Origin of the sequence: Bacillus sp. DHT2, from assembly GCF_026241455.1 — a bacterium.
In the GTDB taxonomy this organism is placed as follows: domain Bacteria; phylum Bacillota; class Bacilli; order Bacillales; family Bacillaceae_G; genus Bacillus_A; species Bacillus_A pseudomycoides.
Genome location: NZ_JAPHWH010000014.1, coordinates 13104 through 27501, shown reverse-complemented (window position 1 = coordinate 27501; position 14398 = coordinate 13104). Strand labels below are relative to the sequence as shown.

Genomic DNA, 14398 nt, shown 5'->3' with positions numbered 1-14398 from the left:
TAAAGCTTGGGTGCATAAAATTGTCACATTTTAAAAATGCTAGGAAGAGAATATGTATAAATCCATTTTGTTTTCACCTGGCATGGGGTGGAAAAATTTCCTGACTGCTTCTATGCATAGCCGGATGCTCTCTCCCATCTAAAAAGAAAGGTTTTTCATCAATGTTTTATAACAAATTAACCATGCTGAATTTTATGAAAATATAATCATTTTTATTTTACCTATTTTTTAAGAGCTATAAGTTTAAAATATAGATGAAAAGAAGTATTCTTAAAAGTAGAGTTTTTTAACATTTGTAGGAGGGTTTATTCGTGAGCGATTTATTTACAGCAGTAAAAGAAAAAGTTCAAGGAAAAGGTATTTCTATCGTACTTCCTGAAGGAACTGATGAAAGAATTTTAGGCGCTGCAGAGCGTTTAGCAAAAGAAGAGTTAGTAAAGCCAATCTTAGTTGGGAATAAAGAGGAAATTAGTGCAAAAGCTGCTAGCATGAACTTAACATTAGCAGGTGTTGATATTTATGACCCAGCTACATATGAAGAAATGGATGCAATGGTAGCATCTTTCGTTGAACGCCGTAAAGGGAAAGCGACAGAAGAAGATGCACGTAAAATCCTTAAAGACGAAAACTACTTCGGTACAATGCTTGTATACATGGGTAAAGCACACGGTTTAGTAAGTGGTGCAGCTCATTCTACAGCTGACACAGTTCGTCCAGCACTTCAAATCATTAAAACAAAACCAGGTGTTACAAAAACTTCAGGCGTATTCATCATGGTACGTGAAGATGAGAAGTATGTATTCGCTGATTGCGCAATCAATATTGCACCAAACAGCCAAGATTTAGCTGAAATTGGTATTGAAAGTGCGAAAACTGCTGAGTTATTCGGCATCGATCCACGTGTTGCAATGTTAAGCTTCTCTACAAAAGGTTCTGCGAAATCTCCAGAAACAGAAAAAGTTGTAGAAGCAACTCGCATTGCGAAAGAAATGGCTCCTGAATTAACATTAGACGGTGAGTTCCAATTTGACGCTGCATTCGTACCATCTGTAGCTGAGAAAAAAGCACCAGGTTCTGTTATTAAAGGTGATGCTAACGTATTTGTATTCCCAAGCTTAGAAGCTGGTAATATCGGTTACAAAATTGCACAACGCCTAGGTAACTTTGAAGCAGTGGGACCAATCTTACAAGGCTTAAACATGCCAGTAAACGATTTATCTCGCGGTTGTAACGAAGAAGAAGTGTACAAGCTAGCTTTAATTACAGCAGCTCAAGCACTATAATTAAAAAGCCCCGCTATATAGCGGGGCTTTTATTACTTTTCGAGATCAAGTGCTTTATTATTGCGATCGATGATACGTTGTAAATTCATTTCGTACAAAGGAACTTCATCAACTGTTAATTGTGATGGTGTTAATTTGGGTGCGAAATGCTGTAATGTTTTTAACAGGCGCATCATTAAGTCTTGAACGGTAATCGTTTTACCAAGTAGTTCAGACAATGAGGCCATTGTACTTGGAACAATTTCAGGATACGTGAATCTTGTTTCTTTTCCTTGAATTGCTAAGTTGTAGAAATCACGAACAAGTGCCGCGCGTTCGGAGCCACTGCCTGTAGCACATAAATAAATTTGTACGGCAATCCCTCCGCGAATGCGGCGTTGTGAAATACCTGCGAATTTTTGATCACGAATACTTAAATCATAGCTACCTGGACAATAAGAGCCAACGATTTCTTTTGCCTCGATATCGACATCGTAATCTTTTAACATTTCCTTAATTAAATGCCACATCGTATCGTATCCAAGATCGATATCAATTCCTTTTTCTGTTTCTTGGAATAGAAGTGATATATTTAAAACCCCTTCATCAAGTACGACTGCAAGACCACCTGAATTGCGGACAATGACATGGAAGTCGTTCTTTTTTAAAAAGGAAATCCCCTCATTTAAATGAGGAAGGCGAGAATCTTGAATGCCAAGAACAATTGTATTGTGATGAACCCAAGAGCGCATTGCTGAAGCAGATGTACCATTTCCGATTGTTGTACATAGCGTATCATCCATTGCAAATGACTGTAGAGCATGAAAAGTCTGGCCTAAACTAGACTGATCCACGATACGCCACTCTGGTTGAGATAAAATCGAACGGGAATTGCTCATATAACTAACCCCTTATCTATAAAATGACAATCTTTATTATAGCAAACATGGAGCAAAATGATGTAGTGGTTGACGGAAAGAAAATGAAATATGAAGGTAATGTAATTATTGGCGATGCACGTAAATATGCAGATATGTACGCAATCGTAAGCGATGTATCATATCAAACAATTAGTCAGTCAGTAAAAACAATTGGGGTAGTAGCATGTAAAGGAAATCCGAAAAAAAGAGATTTCCCAGATATAAAGAGAGAGTCTAAAATATATAAATTCATTTTGATTTTTCAACATATAAGTCGCTGCCTCGAAGAACAAAAGGTGACCTGCACTTGCTCTCTCTCACCTAAAGATTAGGTTTTATGTCGGTTTTTCAATTTGTACTTATATAGAAGAAGCTTATATGATTGAATCAAAATAAAAAGGATGCGTTCATCGCATCCTTTTTATTCTGCAATTTTTTCTAAATTACCGTTTCGATCCATGCGAAATGAGGTTTGCGTTTGCTCTTCATCATCCATTAATGCTAATTTACGAGCACGGTTCATAATATTCATGAGCGTTTCGTAGTCTTCTTGTACTGTATTAGATTGTTGTTCTAGCTTTTCTAGTTTCTTCTCTAATTCTTCATTTCGAAGCATTTGCGCCTTAATTTCTTGTTTCAATCTCACATTCTCATTTTCAAGAGCTGTTACTTTTACGCTTGAAGACCCTACCGTTTGTAAAAAGTAAATTACATCTTGCATTGTTATAGAGGTACTAGATACAGCTGGTTCCGAACGTAGAACGGTGTTATTTACGACTGGCTCTTCATCGACTGTAATTACTGCTGAAGCTGATGGCGTATAAAGCAGGCGTTTTTTCGCATGTTCACCACTAGCAGCTCTCATTTTATCTTTTCGATGTCTTTTTGCTAGTTGCAGCGCTTGTTCATAGCTATAACGAACGACAGCATTCCAACGAAAACCACAAGCAGCTGATGTGCGATTTAACTGATCGCCAACTTCTTCAAATGCATTTAATTGTGTACTTCCTTCTCGAACATGACGTAGTACGGTTTCAGCGAGTAATAAATCATCTTCGTCTGTCCAAGCATCTTGTCTTACTTTCATAGATTCAACTCCCTTTCTTTTTATAAACTTCCTATTTTTATAATGGACAAAAGAAATTGCTTTTATACAAAGCTTTTAAAAATATGGTAGATTTTGATAAAGAAGAATTTCTATACAAATCCATTTTGATTTTCCAACATAAAAGTCGCGGTTATGAAGAAGCACCCGTTTTCTCTCTTTGTTTTTACTTGGCATGGGGCAGGAGACCGCGCCTATGCATGGCCGGATGCTCTCTCCTACCTAAAAAGAAAGGTTTTTATATCGTTTTTTTAATTTGTACTTATATATGTGGATGAATTGTGCTTATAAAGAGAGGGATAACGAGAAAATATTAGAAATGAATCGTACAGAGGAAAACTTGCATCAACCTTCAAAGAGCGGTAAAATACCATTTAGTGTTTATTTTTAAATGTACTTGTGAAAAGTTGAAAATAGAGGAAGTGTTATATAGAATGGGAAATGAATTTCGTGTGTGTGATGATTGTCAGGCAACGAATATTAAGACGCTGATACCACGACTCAAAAAGGTAGATTCATGTGCAAATATCGAAGTTGGATGTCAATCATATTGTGGACCGGGACGTAAAAAGTCGTTCGCTTTTGTTAATAATCGTCCAGTTGCAGCACCAAATGAAGATGAACTGATTAAAAAAATTGAAGCAAAACTAAATAAATAAGAAAAAGAAGAGTAAACAATCTACTCTTCTTTTTTTATGTTCTAAAAAAGAAAAATTATTTTTAAATAAGGAAAGGTAGAGGACTGTTATTGGGTCATTTACTAGTGGATAAACTTCCTATTATGATATCGGTTTCGTATGAACTACATTAGTTTTATATTGCAAAATAATGGTTGACAGCCTTTTGTAATGGTAGGTAGAATAGAAAATGTGATTCTGATAATCATTATCAAAAGGGTAGATACACCCAATTTTCTTTTTGCTGTTTCTTGAGAATAAATCTCATTTTGTTAAATATATGTTGTTGGTTAGGATGGTTGAGGGATGGAAGCTAGTGCGAGGAGTATAGAACAACAAGAAGTAAATGTGAAAGAGATTAAGAGCAGACCGCTTATTGCTTCTATTATTTTAATAGCGGGAACAATTTTATTAGCTTTAAGTATGGCAACTTCAATTTCATTTGGTGCAGCGGATATTAGTTTAAAGACTGTATGGCAAGCTGTCTTTCAGTTTGATGGTTCTTTGACGCATCATAATGTGATTTGGGAGCTGCGCATGCCTAGAGCAATTGGCGGTGTTGTTGCTGGTGCGTTTTTAGCGGTATCCGGTGCCATTATGCAAGGAATGACGCGAAACCCGCTCGCATCTCCATCATTAATGGGGATTACTGATGGGGCTGTGTTTGGAATTGCAATTATGTATGCGTTTTTTCCAAATTCACCGTATTTAATGTTTGTTATCGCTTCTTTTGTTGGAGCAGCATTTGGTGCAAGTATTGTATACGGCATTGGAGCTTCTTCACCAGGAGGATTAACACCTGTTAAGTTAGCGTTAGCTGGAGCGGCAATTAGTGCTTTACTTGGGGCCATTTCATCTGGAATCGCTTTGTATTTCAATCTTGCTCAAGAGGTGAGTATGTGGAATGCAGGCGGTGTTGCTGGTGTGAAGTGGCAAAGCATTGATATGTTATTGCCGATTGGACTTATTTGTCTCGTTATTGCGATTATGATGTCCAGGTACATTACAATCTTAAGTTTCGGTGAAGAAATTGCGATTGGACTTGGACAAAATACAACATTAATTAAATTTATCGGAACTGTACTTGTTCTTGTTTTAACAGGTTCAGCTGTATCTATGGCAGGATCCGTTGGGTTTGTTGGGCTTGTAATCCCCCATATGACACGTTTTCTTGTCGGTTCAGATTATAGATGGGTTATTCCATGTTCTGCTATATTAGGCGGATTGTTAATTGAATGTGCGGATATGTTATCTCGTATTATTAATCCGCCGTTTGAAACACCAATCGGTGCGATTACAGCACTAATTGGCGTTCCATTCTTCCTCTACTTAGCACGTAATGAAGGGAGAGGAAAAATGTGAGAACAAGCGTCTTAACAAAAAAGAACATTTCAATTGTAACGATTTTGGCTGGATTAATCTTTTCAGTATTCCTTATTAGTTTAAATACAGGAACGTTTAAAATTCCACCAATGGATGTGTTAAAGTCATTGGTCGGGCTAGGAGCAGAAGATCAGTCCGTTATTTTATTCGAATTTCGTATGCCACGTATGGTTATTGCCATCTTAGTTGGTTCAGCATTAGCGGTATCCGGTGCCATTATGCAAGGATTATCACGAAATCCACTTGCTGATCCTGGAATTATTGGTATTAATGCCGGGGCGGGATTGACAGTTGTTGTTTTCGTATATTTCTTTTTTGGAAAAGTCGGGACGGGTACATTTCTATCTGTATTCATTCTTCCATTCTTTGCATTAGTTGGTGCAGTGTTAGCAGCAGTTATCATTTATGCACTGGCATGGAAGGACGGCGTTTCATCAACTCGTTTAATACTTGTCGGTATTGCAGTAGCAGCTGGGTTTAGCGCTGTTAGCTTAATTTTTTCAATGAAAATGACATCGAATGATTTCCGTTTTGCCACGATTTGGTTAGCGGGAAGTTTATGGGGAACAGATTGGAAATTCGTATTAAGCGTACTTCCTTGGATGCTCATCTTTTTACCAATTGCGATTCGGAAAGCGCATGTGTTAAATGTAATGAATTTAGGAGATGCAGCGGCAGTTGGACTTGGTGTGAACGTAGAGAAAGAAAGACGCAAATTATTATTCATTGCTGTTTGTTTAGCGGGAGCATCTGTTGCGGTTGCTGGTGGAATTGGTTTTATTGGTTTAATGGCACCGCATTTAGCAAGGCGACTCGTTGGCGGAAAGCATCAAATTATGTTGCCTACAGCGGCATTAATTGGAACGCTCTTGCTGTTATTTGCAGATTTAATTTCACGAAGTGTGTTAACGACATCAGAAATACCGGTCGGTCTTGTTATTTCTGTAATTGGTGCACCGTATTTCATTTATTTACTTATGAGAACAAAATAAAGGGAGGCATTTTGTATGGCAACTTTAGCGGTTGATTCGGTATCTGTTGGTTATAATGAAGGATTAATTATTGATGGATTGTCAGTTGAAATTCCAGAAGGGAAAATTACAACAATTATTGGGCCGAATGGATGCGGAAAATCCACATTGTTAAAAACAGCTTCTCGTATTTTGAAAGCAAAACGAGGTACTGTTTACTTAGATGGAAAAGCAATTGAGAAACAGCCAACAAAAGAAGTCGCAAAGAAAATGGCGATTTTGCCACAAACTGCAGAAGTGCCAACTGGTCTTACTGTGTTTGAACTTGTTTCTTATGGCCGTTTCCCTCATCAAAAAGGGTTTGGCACGTTGAAGGAAGAAGATTATCGCTACATCCACTGGGCACTTGAGGTAACAGGGATGACAGAATTTGCGAATCGTTCAGCAGAAGCCTTATCGGGTGGTCAACGTCAACGCGTTTGGATTGCAATGGCTCTTGCGCAAGGTACGGATTTACTCGTATTAGACGAACCAACTACATACTTAGATATGGCTCACCAACTGGAAGTATTAAATTTATTAAAAAAATTAAATCAAGAAGAAGGCCGCACAATTGTCATGGTTATTCATGATTTAAACCATGCTTCTCGTTTTTCAGATCATATGGTTGCTTTGAAAGCTGGTAAGTTAATGAAGCAAGGGACACCAGATGAAGTAATGACAAGTGAAACGCTTCGCAATGTGTTTGAAATAGAAGCACAAATTGTTCCATGTCCTGTAAACTGTAAACCAATTTGTTTAACATACGATTTAATGATGATTAATAATCAGTTACGTGAGAAAGCATAGATGGAATCTTCCCCTCTTACTTTGATAGAGGGGAGGGATTCTAATGGACGTTGAGCTTCTCATTCGAGCTGGGAAGTTGAACGCCCGTTAGAGCGGGTTACATATAACGATTAATAAATATATATTAATAAATTGTTGGTTGTAGTTTCTTATAGTGATATGTAGCTTATAAGAGAAATACATCCAGAAGGAGTGGGAATATGAAGAAATTCAAAGCGACGTTACTAGCAATGGTACTAGTAGTTACTTCTGTACTATTTGCAGCTTGTTCTTCTGATAAGAAAGAAGAAAAGAAAGCAGATGCGAAAGTTGAAGAGCGCACTGTACAACATGCAAAAGGGGAAATTAAAATTCCTGCAAATCCAAAGAAAATTGCTGACCTTAGTGGTTCAACAGAAGAATTATTAATCTTTGGAATGAAACCAATCATTACTGCAAATACGTCTCAAGAGAAAATCGATGCACATATTGCAGATAAATTAAAAGATGTAAAACCAGTTGGCTCTGCATGGGGCGATAAAATTAACATTGAAGCAGTAGCTGCTGCAAAACCAGATTTAATTCTTGTGAACAACCGCCAAGAAAAAATTTATGATCAATTATCTAAAATTGCACCAACAGTTATGTTAAAAACTCCATTAGATCAATGGCGTCCCAAGTTTGAAGAACTAGGTAAAATCTTCGGTAAAGAAAAAGAAACAACTGCATGGTTCAAGGAATATGATGAAAAAGCAAGTAAATTACACGATAAAATCGTTGCAAAAACTGGTGATGCGAAGTTCATGAAGATGGCTGCATATCCAAATGCATTCCGTGTATATGGTGACTACGGTTACGGTAGCGTACTCTTTAAAGATTTAAAATTACCAGCTGTTCAAGGTACACCAACTGATAAACCGCTAGTACAAGTACAAAAAGAAGCTTTAATTGATTACAACCCAGACTACTTATTCGTATTTACAACTGGTGATGGTTCTCAGCGCTTAAAAGAATTCCAAGAAGAAACAATTTGGAAAAACATGAACGCTGTTAAGAACAACCACGTATTCACAATCAAAAACGAAGACCTAAACAAAGGGTACTTCCCACTTGGTAAAGAAATGATCTTAGACGAAATTGCTGAGTTTGTTTTAGGAAAATAATATATACAGAAAAATCACTTTCGTTTTGGCGAAGGTGATTTTCTGTATATAGGGGAATTTTATGCATTTCTATAGTCTTTCGTTTATAATAAAGATAAGAATGTAGTAAGGAAGGAGGGTGTCGATATGGTATATTTAAACGACAAACTCAGCGAAACAAAAGTGTTTAAAGACCCAGTACATAAATATGTACACGTGCGTGATCGCTTAATTTGGGATTTAATCGGAACGAAGGAATTTCAACGTTTGCGCCGTATTAAGCAGCTTGGAACGACATTTTTTACATTTCATGGTGCGGAACATAGTCGCTTTACTCATTCATTAGGTGTATATGAGATTATTCGTCGTATGATTGATGATGTGTTTGATGGCAGACCAAATTGGAATGCAGAAGATAGATTATTATGTTTATGTGCAGCGCTCTTGCATGATGTTGGACATGGTCCGTTCTCACACTCCTTTGAAAAAGTTTTTTCATTAGATCATGAGAAGTTCACACAAAAAATTATTGTTGGTGATACGGAAATCAATGATGTACTCGGCCGCGTAGACCGAGAGTTTCCACAAAAAGTAGCAGATGTTATTGCGAAAACGTCTGATAATAAATTAGCAATTAGTATGATCTCTAGTCAAATTGATGCAGATCGTATGGATTATTTATTAAGAGATGCCTATTTTACTGGTGTGAAGTATGGGAATTTTGATATGGAACGTATATTGCGTGTCATGCGCCCATACGGAAATCAAGTAGTAATTAAAAATAGCGGTATGCACGCTGTTGAGCATTATATTATGAGTCGCTATCAAATGTACTGGCAAGTGTATTTCCATCCGGTAACGCGCAGTGCAGAAGTTATTTTAACAAAGATTTTACACCGTGCGAAAACATTGCATGAGCAGTATTATACATTTAAGTATCATCCTGTTCATTTCTATTCTTTATTTGAAGAAGAGGTAACAGTAGAGGATTATTTAAAGTTAGACGAGAATGTAATGTATTATTATTTCCAGGTATGGCAAGATGAAGATGACCAAATTCTAAGTGATTTATGTCGCCGTTTTATGAACCGAAATCTCTTTAAATATGTAGAGTTTACAGAGAATCATGGTTTAGATAATTGGATGGAATTAAGTAGTTTATTTAAAAAGATTGGACTCGATCCAGAGTACTATTTAGTTGTTGATTCAACATCGGACTTACCGTATGACTTTTATCGTGCCGGAGAAGAAGAAGAGCGGCTTCCAATCTTGCTTCTTATGCCAAATGGAGATCTCAGAGAGCTTTCGCGTGAATCTGATATTGTAGAAGCGATTACTGGTAAGAAGAGAAGGGATCAAAAACTTTTCTATCCGCATGATTTAATCTATGAAGATGGAAGAAAAGGAAAATATAAAGAGAAAATTATTGAGTTATTAGAAGGAAAAAAATAAGAAGCAGTCATAGGACTGCTTCTTAGTAAAGAAAACTGAAATTATTTGTCGCTTAAGCGTTTTCCGCCAACTGCATAATGATTTTTAGACATTTCTTCGATGAAAACAACGATGTTTTCTTCTGGAGCACCAGTTGTTTCGCTTACTGCTGTTGTTACTTTCTCAGCAAGAGCTTTCTTTTGTTCTTCTGTGCGTCCTTCTAGCATTTTCACTGTTACGTATGGCATGTACAATCGCTCCTTTTATGTAAGTTACAATCTTATTATAACGGATTCTAAGGAAGAACAATCGAAAAAACAAATATTTTCTTTTTTGACATAATGAAGAGGAGATGAAGTATGGATCAGTTATTTAGATATCCACTGCACCAAATTCCACTGGTAGCAATGGCTATTATTATCGCGTTGTCTATGCATGAATTTGCACATGCATATGTTGCATATAAGTTTGGTGATGATACAGCGAAAAGGCAGGGGCGTTTAACTTTATCACCAATGTCTCATTTAGACCCGATCGGAATGATTGCAGTATTAATTCTTGGGTTCGGTTGGGCACGTCCGGTACCTGTTAACCCTTATAACTTTAAAAGACCACGTCTTGCTGGTGTACTAGTTTCTATTGCAGGACCGATTAGTAACCTAATCTTAAGTGCTATCGGTTTAATCATTTGGTACAGTTTGTTAAGGTTTGGAGTACTAGATGCCATCCCATTTGCGGTGGCGGATACATTAGGTCAATTCTTCCAAATTTTTATTGTTCTTAATATCGTTTTATTTGTTTTCAACTTATTACCGATTCCACCGCTGGATGGATATCGTGTAATTGAAGACTTAGCACCGGCAAATGTTCGTGCGAAAATGACGCAATATGAGAAATATGGAGCAATTGCTTTATTGATTCTTGTTATTACACCGCTTGACCGTTATACAATTCAACCAATTTTCAGTGTAGTAATCCCGCACGTACTAGGATTTTTACAAAGTATTATTGCACCTATATTTGGGCTAATGTAATACATGAGTGAGGAGGAGTTTACATATGACAGAGAAAAAGAAAAAAATCGGTTTTAATATTGTGAAGAATGATTCAACAGATGGGCATGGTGGCTTTGGTGTTGGGGCGTTAAGTTTAGAAAATATTTCACCTGTTTTTGTAGATGTATTAGAGCAAACTGCATTTGTTGATATTGGTGCGATGCATGCGCGTAGTACTGTGGAAAAAGGGATTAAGTTTTTAACAAATAAAGATGAAGTTCCAAATGGAAAACCGTATTGGCTTGTGTGGGTAACAATTGAGAGAACGGCAAAAGGTGCTTACTATGCAGGTGTAACAGCTTGTGAGATGACAGTTGATCGTGAAATTCGCCGTGGTTATAAATCACTTCCAGAGCATGTAAACAAGATGGATAAATCATTAAAACGTTACATCATGGTTGACCATATGGATGAACCATCTAAGAAGGTGCTTGGTACATTCTTAAAAGAGCATAATGAAGCAATTTGGAACGAGTCTAGTGAAGAATTGCGTCATGCATTATTAGGAGAATAATTTTAAGGCTACCGGGAGAAATTCTGGTAGCCTTTGGTGTTTTTGGGGTATGGTAGTATTTCTCTTTATGTCGTATATTGTCGGAACGTCGATATGTTGTGTCGAAGCACCGATATATTGATGCTACAAATAAGATAAGTATTTACCATGGAAAGTATTTTTTCCACCAGCTCTCTTTTTTCTTCTCTTTGCTAGCCTTCTCGAATTCTTCTTTATCATCAATATGATCCATGCAGTATTCAGTCGGTTCTGTTCCTTTTGCAAAATACATTTTCACGGAAACTGGACAGCCTTTCGTTGCGATTTTTCCATTTTCAGGATTGATATTTACAGCAATAATATCACTTGGTTGCTTGAATTCCTTTTTAGGCTGACCCTCTAGTCCTTTTTCCATCGTATCGGCCCATATTTTTTTTGCGTAGCCTTGTTCTGTTGGGTTTGTGATGGATTTTGGCTGATCGTATCCGACCCATACACCTGTTACTATTTGCGGAGTGAAGCCGATCATCCAGCTATCTGTTTCTGTGGAACCAGATTTTCCTGCATACGTACGTGATAGTTTTGGAAGCAGGGATTGTCCTGTAACAGAAGCATACCCACTTAGTTTTTTATTGAACATTCCTGTCATCATTTCTTCCATTACAAACGTATTATTTTTATCGAGCACTTGTTTACTTTCTAAATGTGCATCATATAAAATATTCCCTTCATGATCGACAACGCGGCGAATAAAGGTTGGTTTTACTTGTTTTCCCCCATTGGCAAACATACTGTACGCACCTACCATTTCAATTGGTTTTACAGGAGACGTACCAAGGGCAAGGGATGGTACATCTTTTAATGAACTTATAATCCCAAATTGTTTAGCGGTTTTTGCTAAAGAGTCGTCTCCTAAAAATAAATGTGTTTTCACGGCATATACGTTATCTGATACTGCAAGGGCTTGCGCCATCGTCACAAAATCATCGGCATAGTAGTCTTTATAATTTTTCGGTTTATATTTAGAAACACCGTCTCCTAATGTAAATACTGTATATTCGCTTTTTAAGCGAGTCGCTGGTGTAAATCCTTTTTCGAGTGCAGCATAATATAAAAAAGGTTTAAAGGTGGATCCTGGTTGGCGAGATGCCTGAATCGCTCGGTTAAATTGACTTTCTTTATAATCTTTTCCACCAATAAGAGCTGCTACTTCTCCTGTTTTCGGATTCATTGAGACAAGAGCCGTTTGTATATTAGTTGTTTCTGGAATCGTATCTTTTACAGATTGCTCGGCTATTGTTTGTAGTTTTGGGTCTAGTGTTGTGTAAATATGGAATCCACCGCGCTGTAATGTTTGCTCATCGAGTCCAATATCATGCAGGAGAGAGGAGTGTACAGCGTGTTGGAAATAAGGTGCTATTTCTGCGACTTCTTTTGTTTCTAATGAAGCAAATGTAAGCTTTTCCTTTTTGGCAGAGGAAGATTGCCCTTTCGTAATATAGCCCTGCTCTACCATTTCATCTAAAATGATTGATTGTCTTGTTTTTGCTCGTTCCTCCTTTAAATAGGGAGAATATACGCTAGGGCCTTTTGGGATACCAGCTAACATACTAGCCTCTGCTAATGTCAAGTCACTAGCAGTTTTATTAAAGTAAAGACGGGAAGCGGCTTCAATACCATAAGCGCCGTGTCCGTAATAAATCGTATTTAAATATCCTTCTAAAATATGATTCTTGCTGTAATTAACCTCAAGACGAATGGTATATATTGCTTCTAACGCTTTTCGTTTCCAAGTTTTATCATGATCTAAATATAGATTGCGGGCATATTGCTGCGTAATCGTACTAGCACCTTGGACCTTTGCCATTGCTTTTATATCTGCAATGATTGCACCAGCAATTCTTTTTATATCGAAGCCATGGTGATCATAGAATCGTTGGTCTTCAATAGAGAGTGTCGCTTCTCTCACATAAGGAGAGATTTGGTCGAGAGATACGTTATAGCGCTTTTGCAGCCCTTTGCTTTGTCCTATTACAGTATCATCATTGGCATAAAAGGTGCTCGTTTGCGGGACAGCGATGGGAGGCGGCCCCATAATCTTTGCTACTATGATGATGATAAAAAACGAAAAAACGAAAAAAAGAATGCATGAAAAAAGTGCGGTGAAGAAAAGACGTTTATATTTTTTCAGTTTTGGATTCACAGTTTGATCCATCTTTTTCATCCCCTCATCGTATACTTTTATTAGTATTGAGGGTTTTTTCGTATTTTAAACACAAAATGAAAAAGAGCCTTTTCAATTAAGAAAGAAGCTCAAAAGCGCGCATTGGCCAATCCGTAATAATTACATCTACACCGTAATCGATCATTGTTTGTAAGTCTTTATTTTCATTGATTGTATAGGGACGGAAAACATAGCCTTGTTGCTGTGCAGTTTGCACAAATTCTTTTGTTAGTAACTGAAAATTCGGGTGTAATCCGGACGCCTCCCTTTTCTTGGCTTCAGCAATTGGATCACTGAGTGGTTCATCGTATAAAATAGCTCTTGGAATTTCAGGTGCAATTTCCGCGAGTAGGGAAACGGAATCATGGTTAAAAGATGAGAATATAATTTGGTTTGAAAGATGATATTCACGAACGAGGTCGACAACCTTTTCTTCGATACCTGGATAGTGGATTACGTCTGTTTTTAATTCAATATTAAGTTGTAAATTTGTCGTAGAGAGCCAAATGAATACTTCGCGTAAGGTTGGAATCTTTGCTTCATGAAAAGAAGGGCTTTTATGGCTACCGGCATCAAGAGACTGTAATTCCACTACTGTTTTTTCAGAAACAAGTCCAATTCCACTTGTTGTGCGATCAACAGTTTCATCGTGAATCACAACAATCTCACCATCTTTCGAAAGGTGAACATCAAGTTCAATGCCATGGGCACCAACACGCTCTGCTTCTTGGAAAGCAATCATTGTATTCTCCGGATGTGTTCCTTTAACTCCGCGATGGGCAAAAATAAGTGGTTTTTTCATCTGAAAATCTCCTTATGAGTTCATTTCTTCCATTATGAAACTGCGACGAGAAAAATACAATCCATATGCCAAACATTTACAGAAGTATAACACTTGCATAAAAGT

General features: G+C 37.3%; 14 protein-coding genes and 1 pseudogene. 10 read left to right on the top strand and 5 right to left on the bottom strand.

All coding sequences use genetic code 11. The annotated features are described in order from the left end of the window. The first annotated feature begins 311 nt into the window (after window positions 1-311). Entirely contained in the window at window positions 312-1283 is a 972-nt protein-coding gene (gene pta, locus ORL93_RS24970) for a phosphate acetyltransferase (protein WP_003202407.1), read from the top strand. Window positions 1284-1315: 32 nt separating this feature from the next. Here pta and lipL read toward each other — a convergent pair whose 3' ends face one another. Then, on the bottom strand, window positions 1316-2161 hold the full coding sequence (lipL, locus tag ORL93_RS24965) for an octanoyl-[GcvH]:protein N-octanoyltransferase (protein ID WP_097794000.1): 846 nt from the start codon (window positions 2159-2161) through the stop codon (window positions 1316-1318). A 41-nt stretch (window positions 2162-2202) separates the two neighbouring features. On the opposite strand from lipL, the pseudogene ORL93_RS31325 reads away from it, so the two are divergent. After that, window positions 2203-2424, top strand: a pseudogene (locus ORL93_RS31325) (lipoprotein BA_5634 family protein); the annotation flags it as partial. 179 nt (window positions 2425-2603) lie between these two features. On the opposite strand, the gene ORL93_RS24955 reads toward ORL93_RS31325, so the two are convergent. Continuing rightward, complete coding sequence (locus ORL93_RS24955; protein WP_097794002.1) at window positions 2604-3269, bottom strand: RsfA family transcriptional regulator; 666 nt, start codon at window positions 3267-3269, stop codon at window positions 2604-2606. Window positions 3270-3721: 452 nt separating this feature from the next. On the opposite strand from ORL93_RS24955, the gene ORL93_RS24950 reads away from it, so the two are divergent. The 6 genes from ORL93_RS24950 (at window position 3722) to ORL93_RS24925 (ending at window position 9740) form a co-directional block, all read left to right on the top strand. Continuing rightward, the gene (locus ORL93_RS24950; protein ID WP_003202417.1) at window positions 3722-3946 is read left to right on the top strand and encodes a YuzB family protein; all 225 of its coding nucleotides are present in this window, start codon (window positions 3722-3724) and stop codon (window positions 3944-3946) included. Between the two features lie 324 nt (window positions 3947-4270). After that, window positions 4271-5326, top strand: a complete 1056-nt coding sequence (locus ORL93_RS24945; protein WP_003202419.1) for a FecCD family ABC transporter permease — start codon at window positions 4271-4273, stop codon at window positions 5324-5326. Continuing rightward, the gene (locus tag ORL93_RS24940; protein ID WP_097794003.1) at window positions 5323-6339 is read left to right on the top strand and encodes a FecCD family ABC transporter permease; all 1017 of its coding nucleotides are present in this window, start codon (window positions 5323-5325) and stop codon (window positions 6337-6339) included. Before ORL93_RS24945 ends, ORL93_RS24940 begins: the two co-directional genes overlap by 4 nt. A 15-nt stretch (window positions 6340-6354) precedes the next feature. Further along, window positions 6355-7167 (top strand): ABC transporter ATP-binding protein, encoded by an 813-nt coding sequence (locus ORL93_RS24935; protein WP_265959650.1) that lies wholly within the window; start codon window positions 6355-6357, stop codon window positions 7165-7167. Window positions 7168-7367: 200 nt separating this feature from the next. Next, window positions 7368-8309 carry an ABC transporter substrate-binding protein gene (locus ORL93_RS24930; RefSeq protein ID WP_016112735.1) on the top strand — a complete coding sequence of 314 codons (942 nt, stop codon included), beginning with the start codon at window positions 7368-7370 and terminating at the stop codon, window positions 8307-8309. A gap of 126 nt (window positions 8310-8435) precedes the next feature. Further along, window positions 8436-9740: an HD domain-containing protein gene (locus ORL93_RS24925; protein WP_097794004.1), complete on the top strand. Its 1305-nt coding sequence runs from the start codon at window positions 8436-8438 to the stop codon at window positions 9738-9740. 41 nt (window positions 9741-9781) lie between these two features. On the opposite strand, the gene ORL93_RS24920 is transcribed toward ORL93_RS24925, so the two are convergent. Continuing rightward, window positions 9782-9967, bottom strand: a complete 186-nt coding sequence (locus ORL93_RS24920; RefSeq protein WP_001147172.1) for a 2-hydroxymuconate tautomerase — start codon at window positions 9965-9967, stop codon at window positions 9782-9784. Window positions 9968-10078: 111 nt separating this feature from the next. Here ORL93_RS24920 and ORL93_RS24915 point away from each other — a divergent pair, with 111 nt between their 5' ends. Then, complete coding sequence (locus ORL93_RS24915; RefSeq protein ID WP_003202430.1) at window positions 10079-10753, top strand: site-2 protease family protein; 675 nt, start codon at window positions 10079-10081, stop codon at window positions 10751-10753. A gap of 25 nt (window positions 10754-10778) precedes the next feature. Beyond that, entirely contained in the window at window positions 10779-11288 is a 510-nt protein-coding gene (locus ORL93_RS24910) for a YwhD family protein (RefSeq protein WP_003202432.1), read from the top strand. Window positions 11289-11430: 142 nt separating this feature from the next. Here ORL93_RS24910 and ORL93_RS24905 read toward each other — a convergent pair whose 3' ends face one another. Both ORL93_RS24905 and ORL93_RS24900 read right to left on the bottom strand, forming a co-directional pair. After that, the gene (locus ORL93_RS24905; RefSeq protein ID WP_098160844.1) at window positions 11431-13482 is read right to left on the bottom strand and encodes a transglycosylase domain-containing protein; all 2052 of its coding nucleotides are present in this window, start codon (window positions 13480-13482) and stop codon (window positions 11431-11433) included. A gap of 85 nt (window positions 13483-13567) precedes the next feature. After that, window positions 13568-14293 carry a glycerophosphodiester phosphodiesterase gene (locus tag ORL93_RS24900; protein ID WP_098160843.1) on the bottom strand — a complete coding sequence of 242 codons (726 nt, stop codon included), beginning with the start codon at window positions 14291-14293 and terminating at the stop codon, window positions 13568-13570. Window positions 14294-14398 lie beyond the last annotated feature (105 nt).

Bases quoted from the DNA above. Each gene is read 5' to 3' on its own strand.
- ORL93_RS24920 (WP_001147172.1), bottom strand. From the start codon at position 9,967: ATGCCATACGTAACAGTGAAAATGCTAGAAGGACGCACAGAAGAACAA.
- ORL93_RS24955 (WP_097794002.1), bottom strand. From the start codon at position 3,269: ATGAAAGTAAGACAAGATGCTTGGACAGACGAAGATGATTTATTACTC.
- ORL93_RS24925 (WP_097794004.1), top strand. From the start codon at position 8,436: ATGGTATATTTAAACGACAAACTCAGCGAAACAAAAGTGTTTAAAGAC.
- ORL93_RS24915 (WP_003202430.1), top strand. From the start codon at position 10,079: ATGGATCAGTTATTTAGATATCCACTGCACCAAATTCCACTGGTAGCA.
- ORL93_RS24900 (WP_098160843.1), bottom strand. From the start codon at position 14,293: ATGAAAAAACCACTTATTTTTGCCCATCGCGGAGTTAAAGGAACACAT.
- ORL93_RS24930 (WP_016112735.1), top strand. From the start codon at position 7,368: ATGAAGAAATTCAAAGCGACGTTACTAGCAATGGTACTAGTAGTTACT.
- ORL93_RS24910 (WP_003202432.1), top strand. From the start codon at position 10,779: ATGACAGAGAAAAAGAAAAAAATCGGTTTTAATATTGTGAAGAATGAT.
- ORL93_RS24950 (WP_003202417.1), top strand. From the start codon at position 3,722: ATGGGAAATGAATTTCGTGTGTGTGATGATTGTCAGGCAACGAATATT.
- ORL93_RS24905 (WP_098160844.1), bottom strand. From the start codon at position 13,482: ATGGATCAAACTGTGAATCCAAAACTGAAAAAATATAAACGTCTTTTC.
- lipL (WP_097794000.1), bottom strand. From the start codon at position 2,161: ATGAGCAATTCCCGTTCGATTTTATCTCAACCAGAGTGGCGTATCGTG.
- ORL93_RS24935 (WP_265959650.1), top strand. From the start codon at position 6,355: ATGGCAACTTTAGCGGTTGATTCGGTATCTGTTGGTTATAATGAAGGA.
- ORL93_RS24945 (WP_003202419.1), top strand. From the start codon at position 4,271: ATGGAAGCTAGTGCGAGGAGTATAGAACAACAAGAAGTAAATGTGAAA.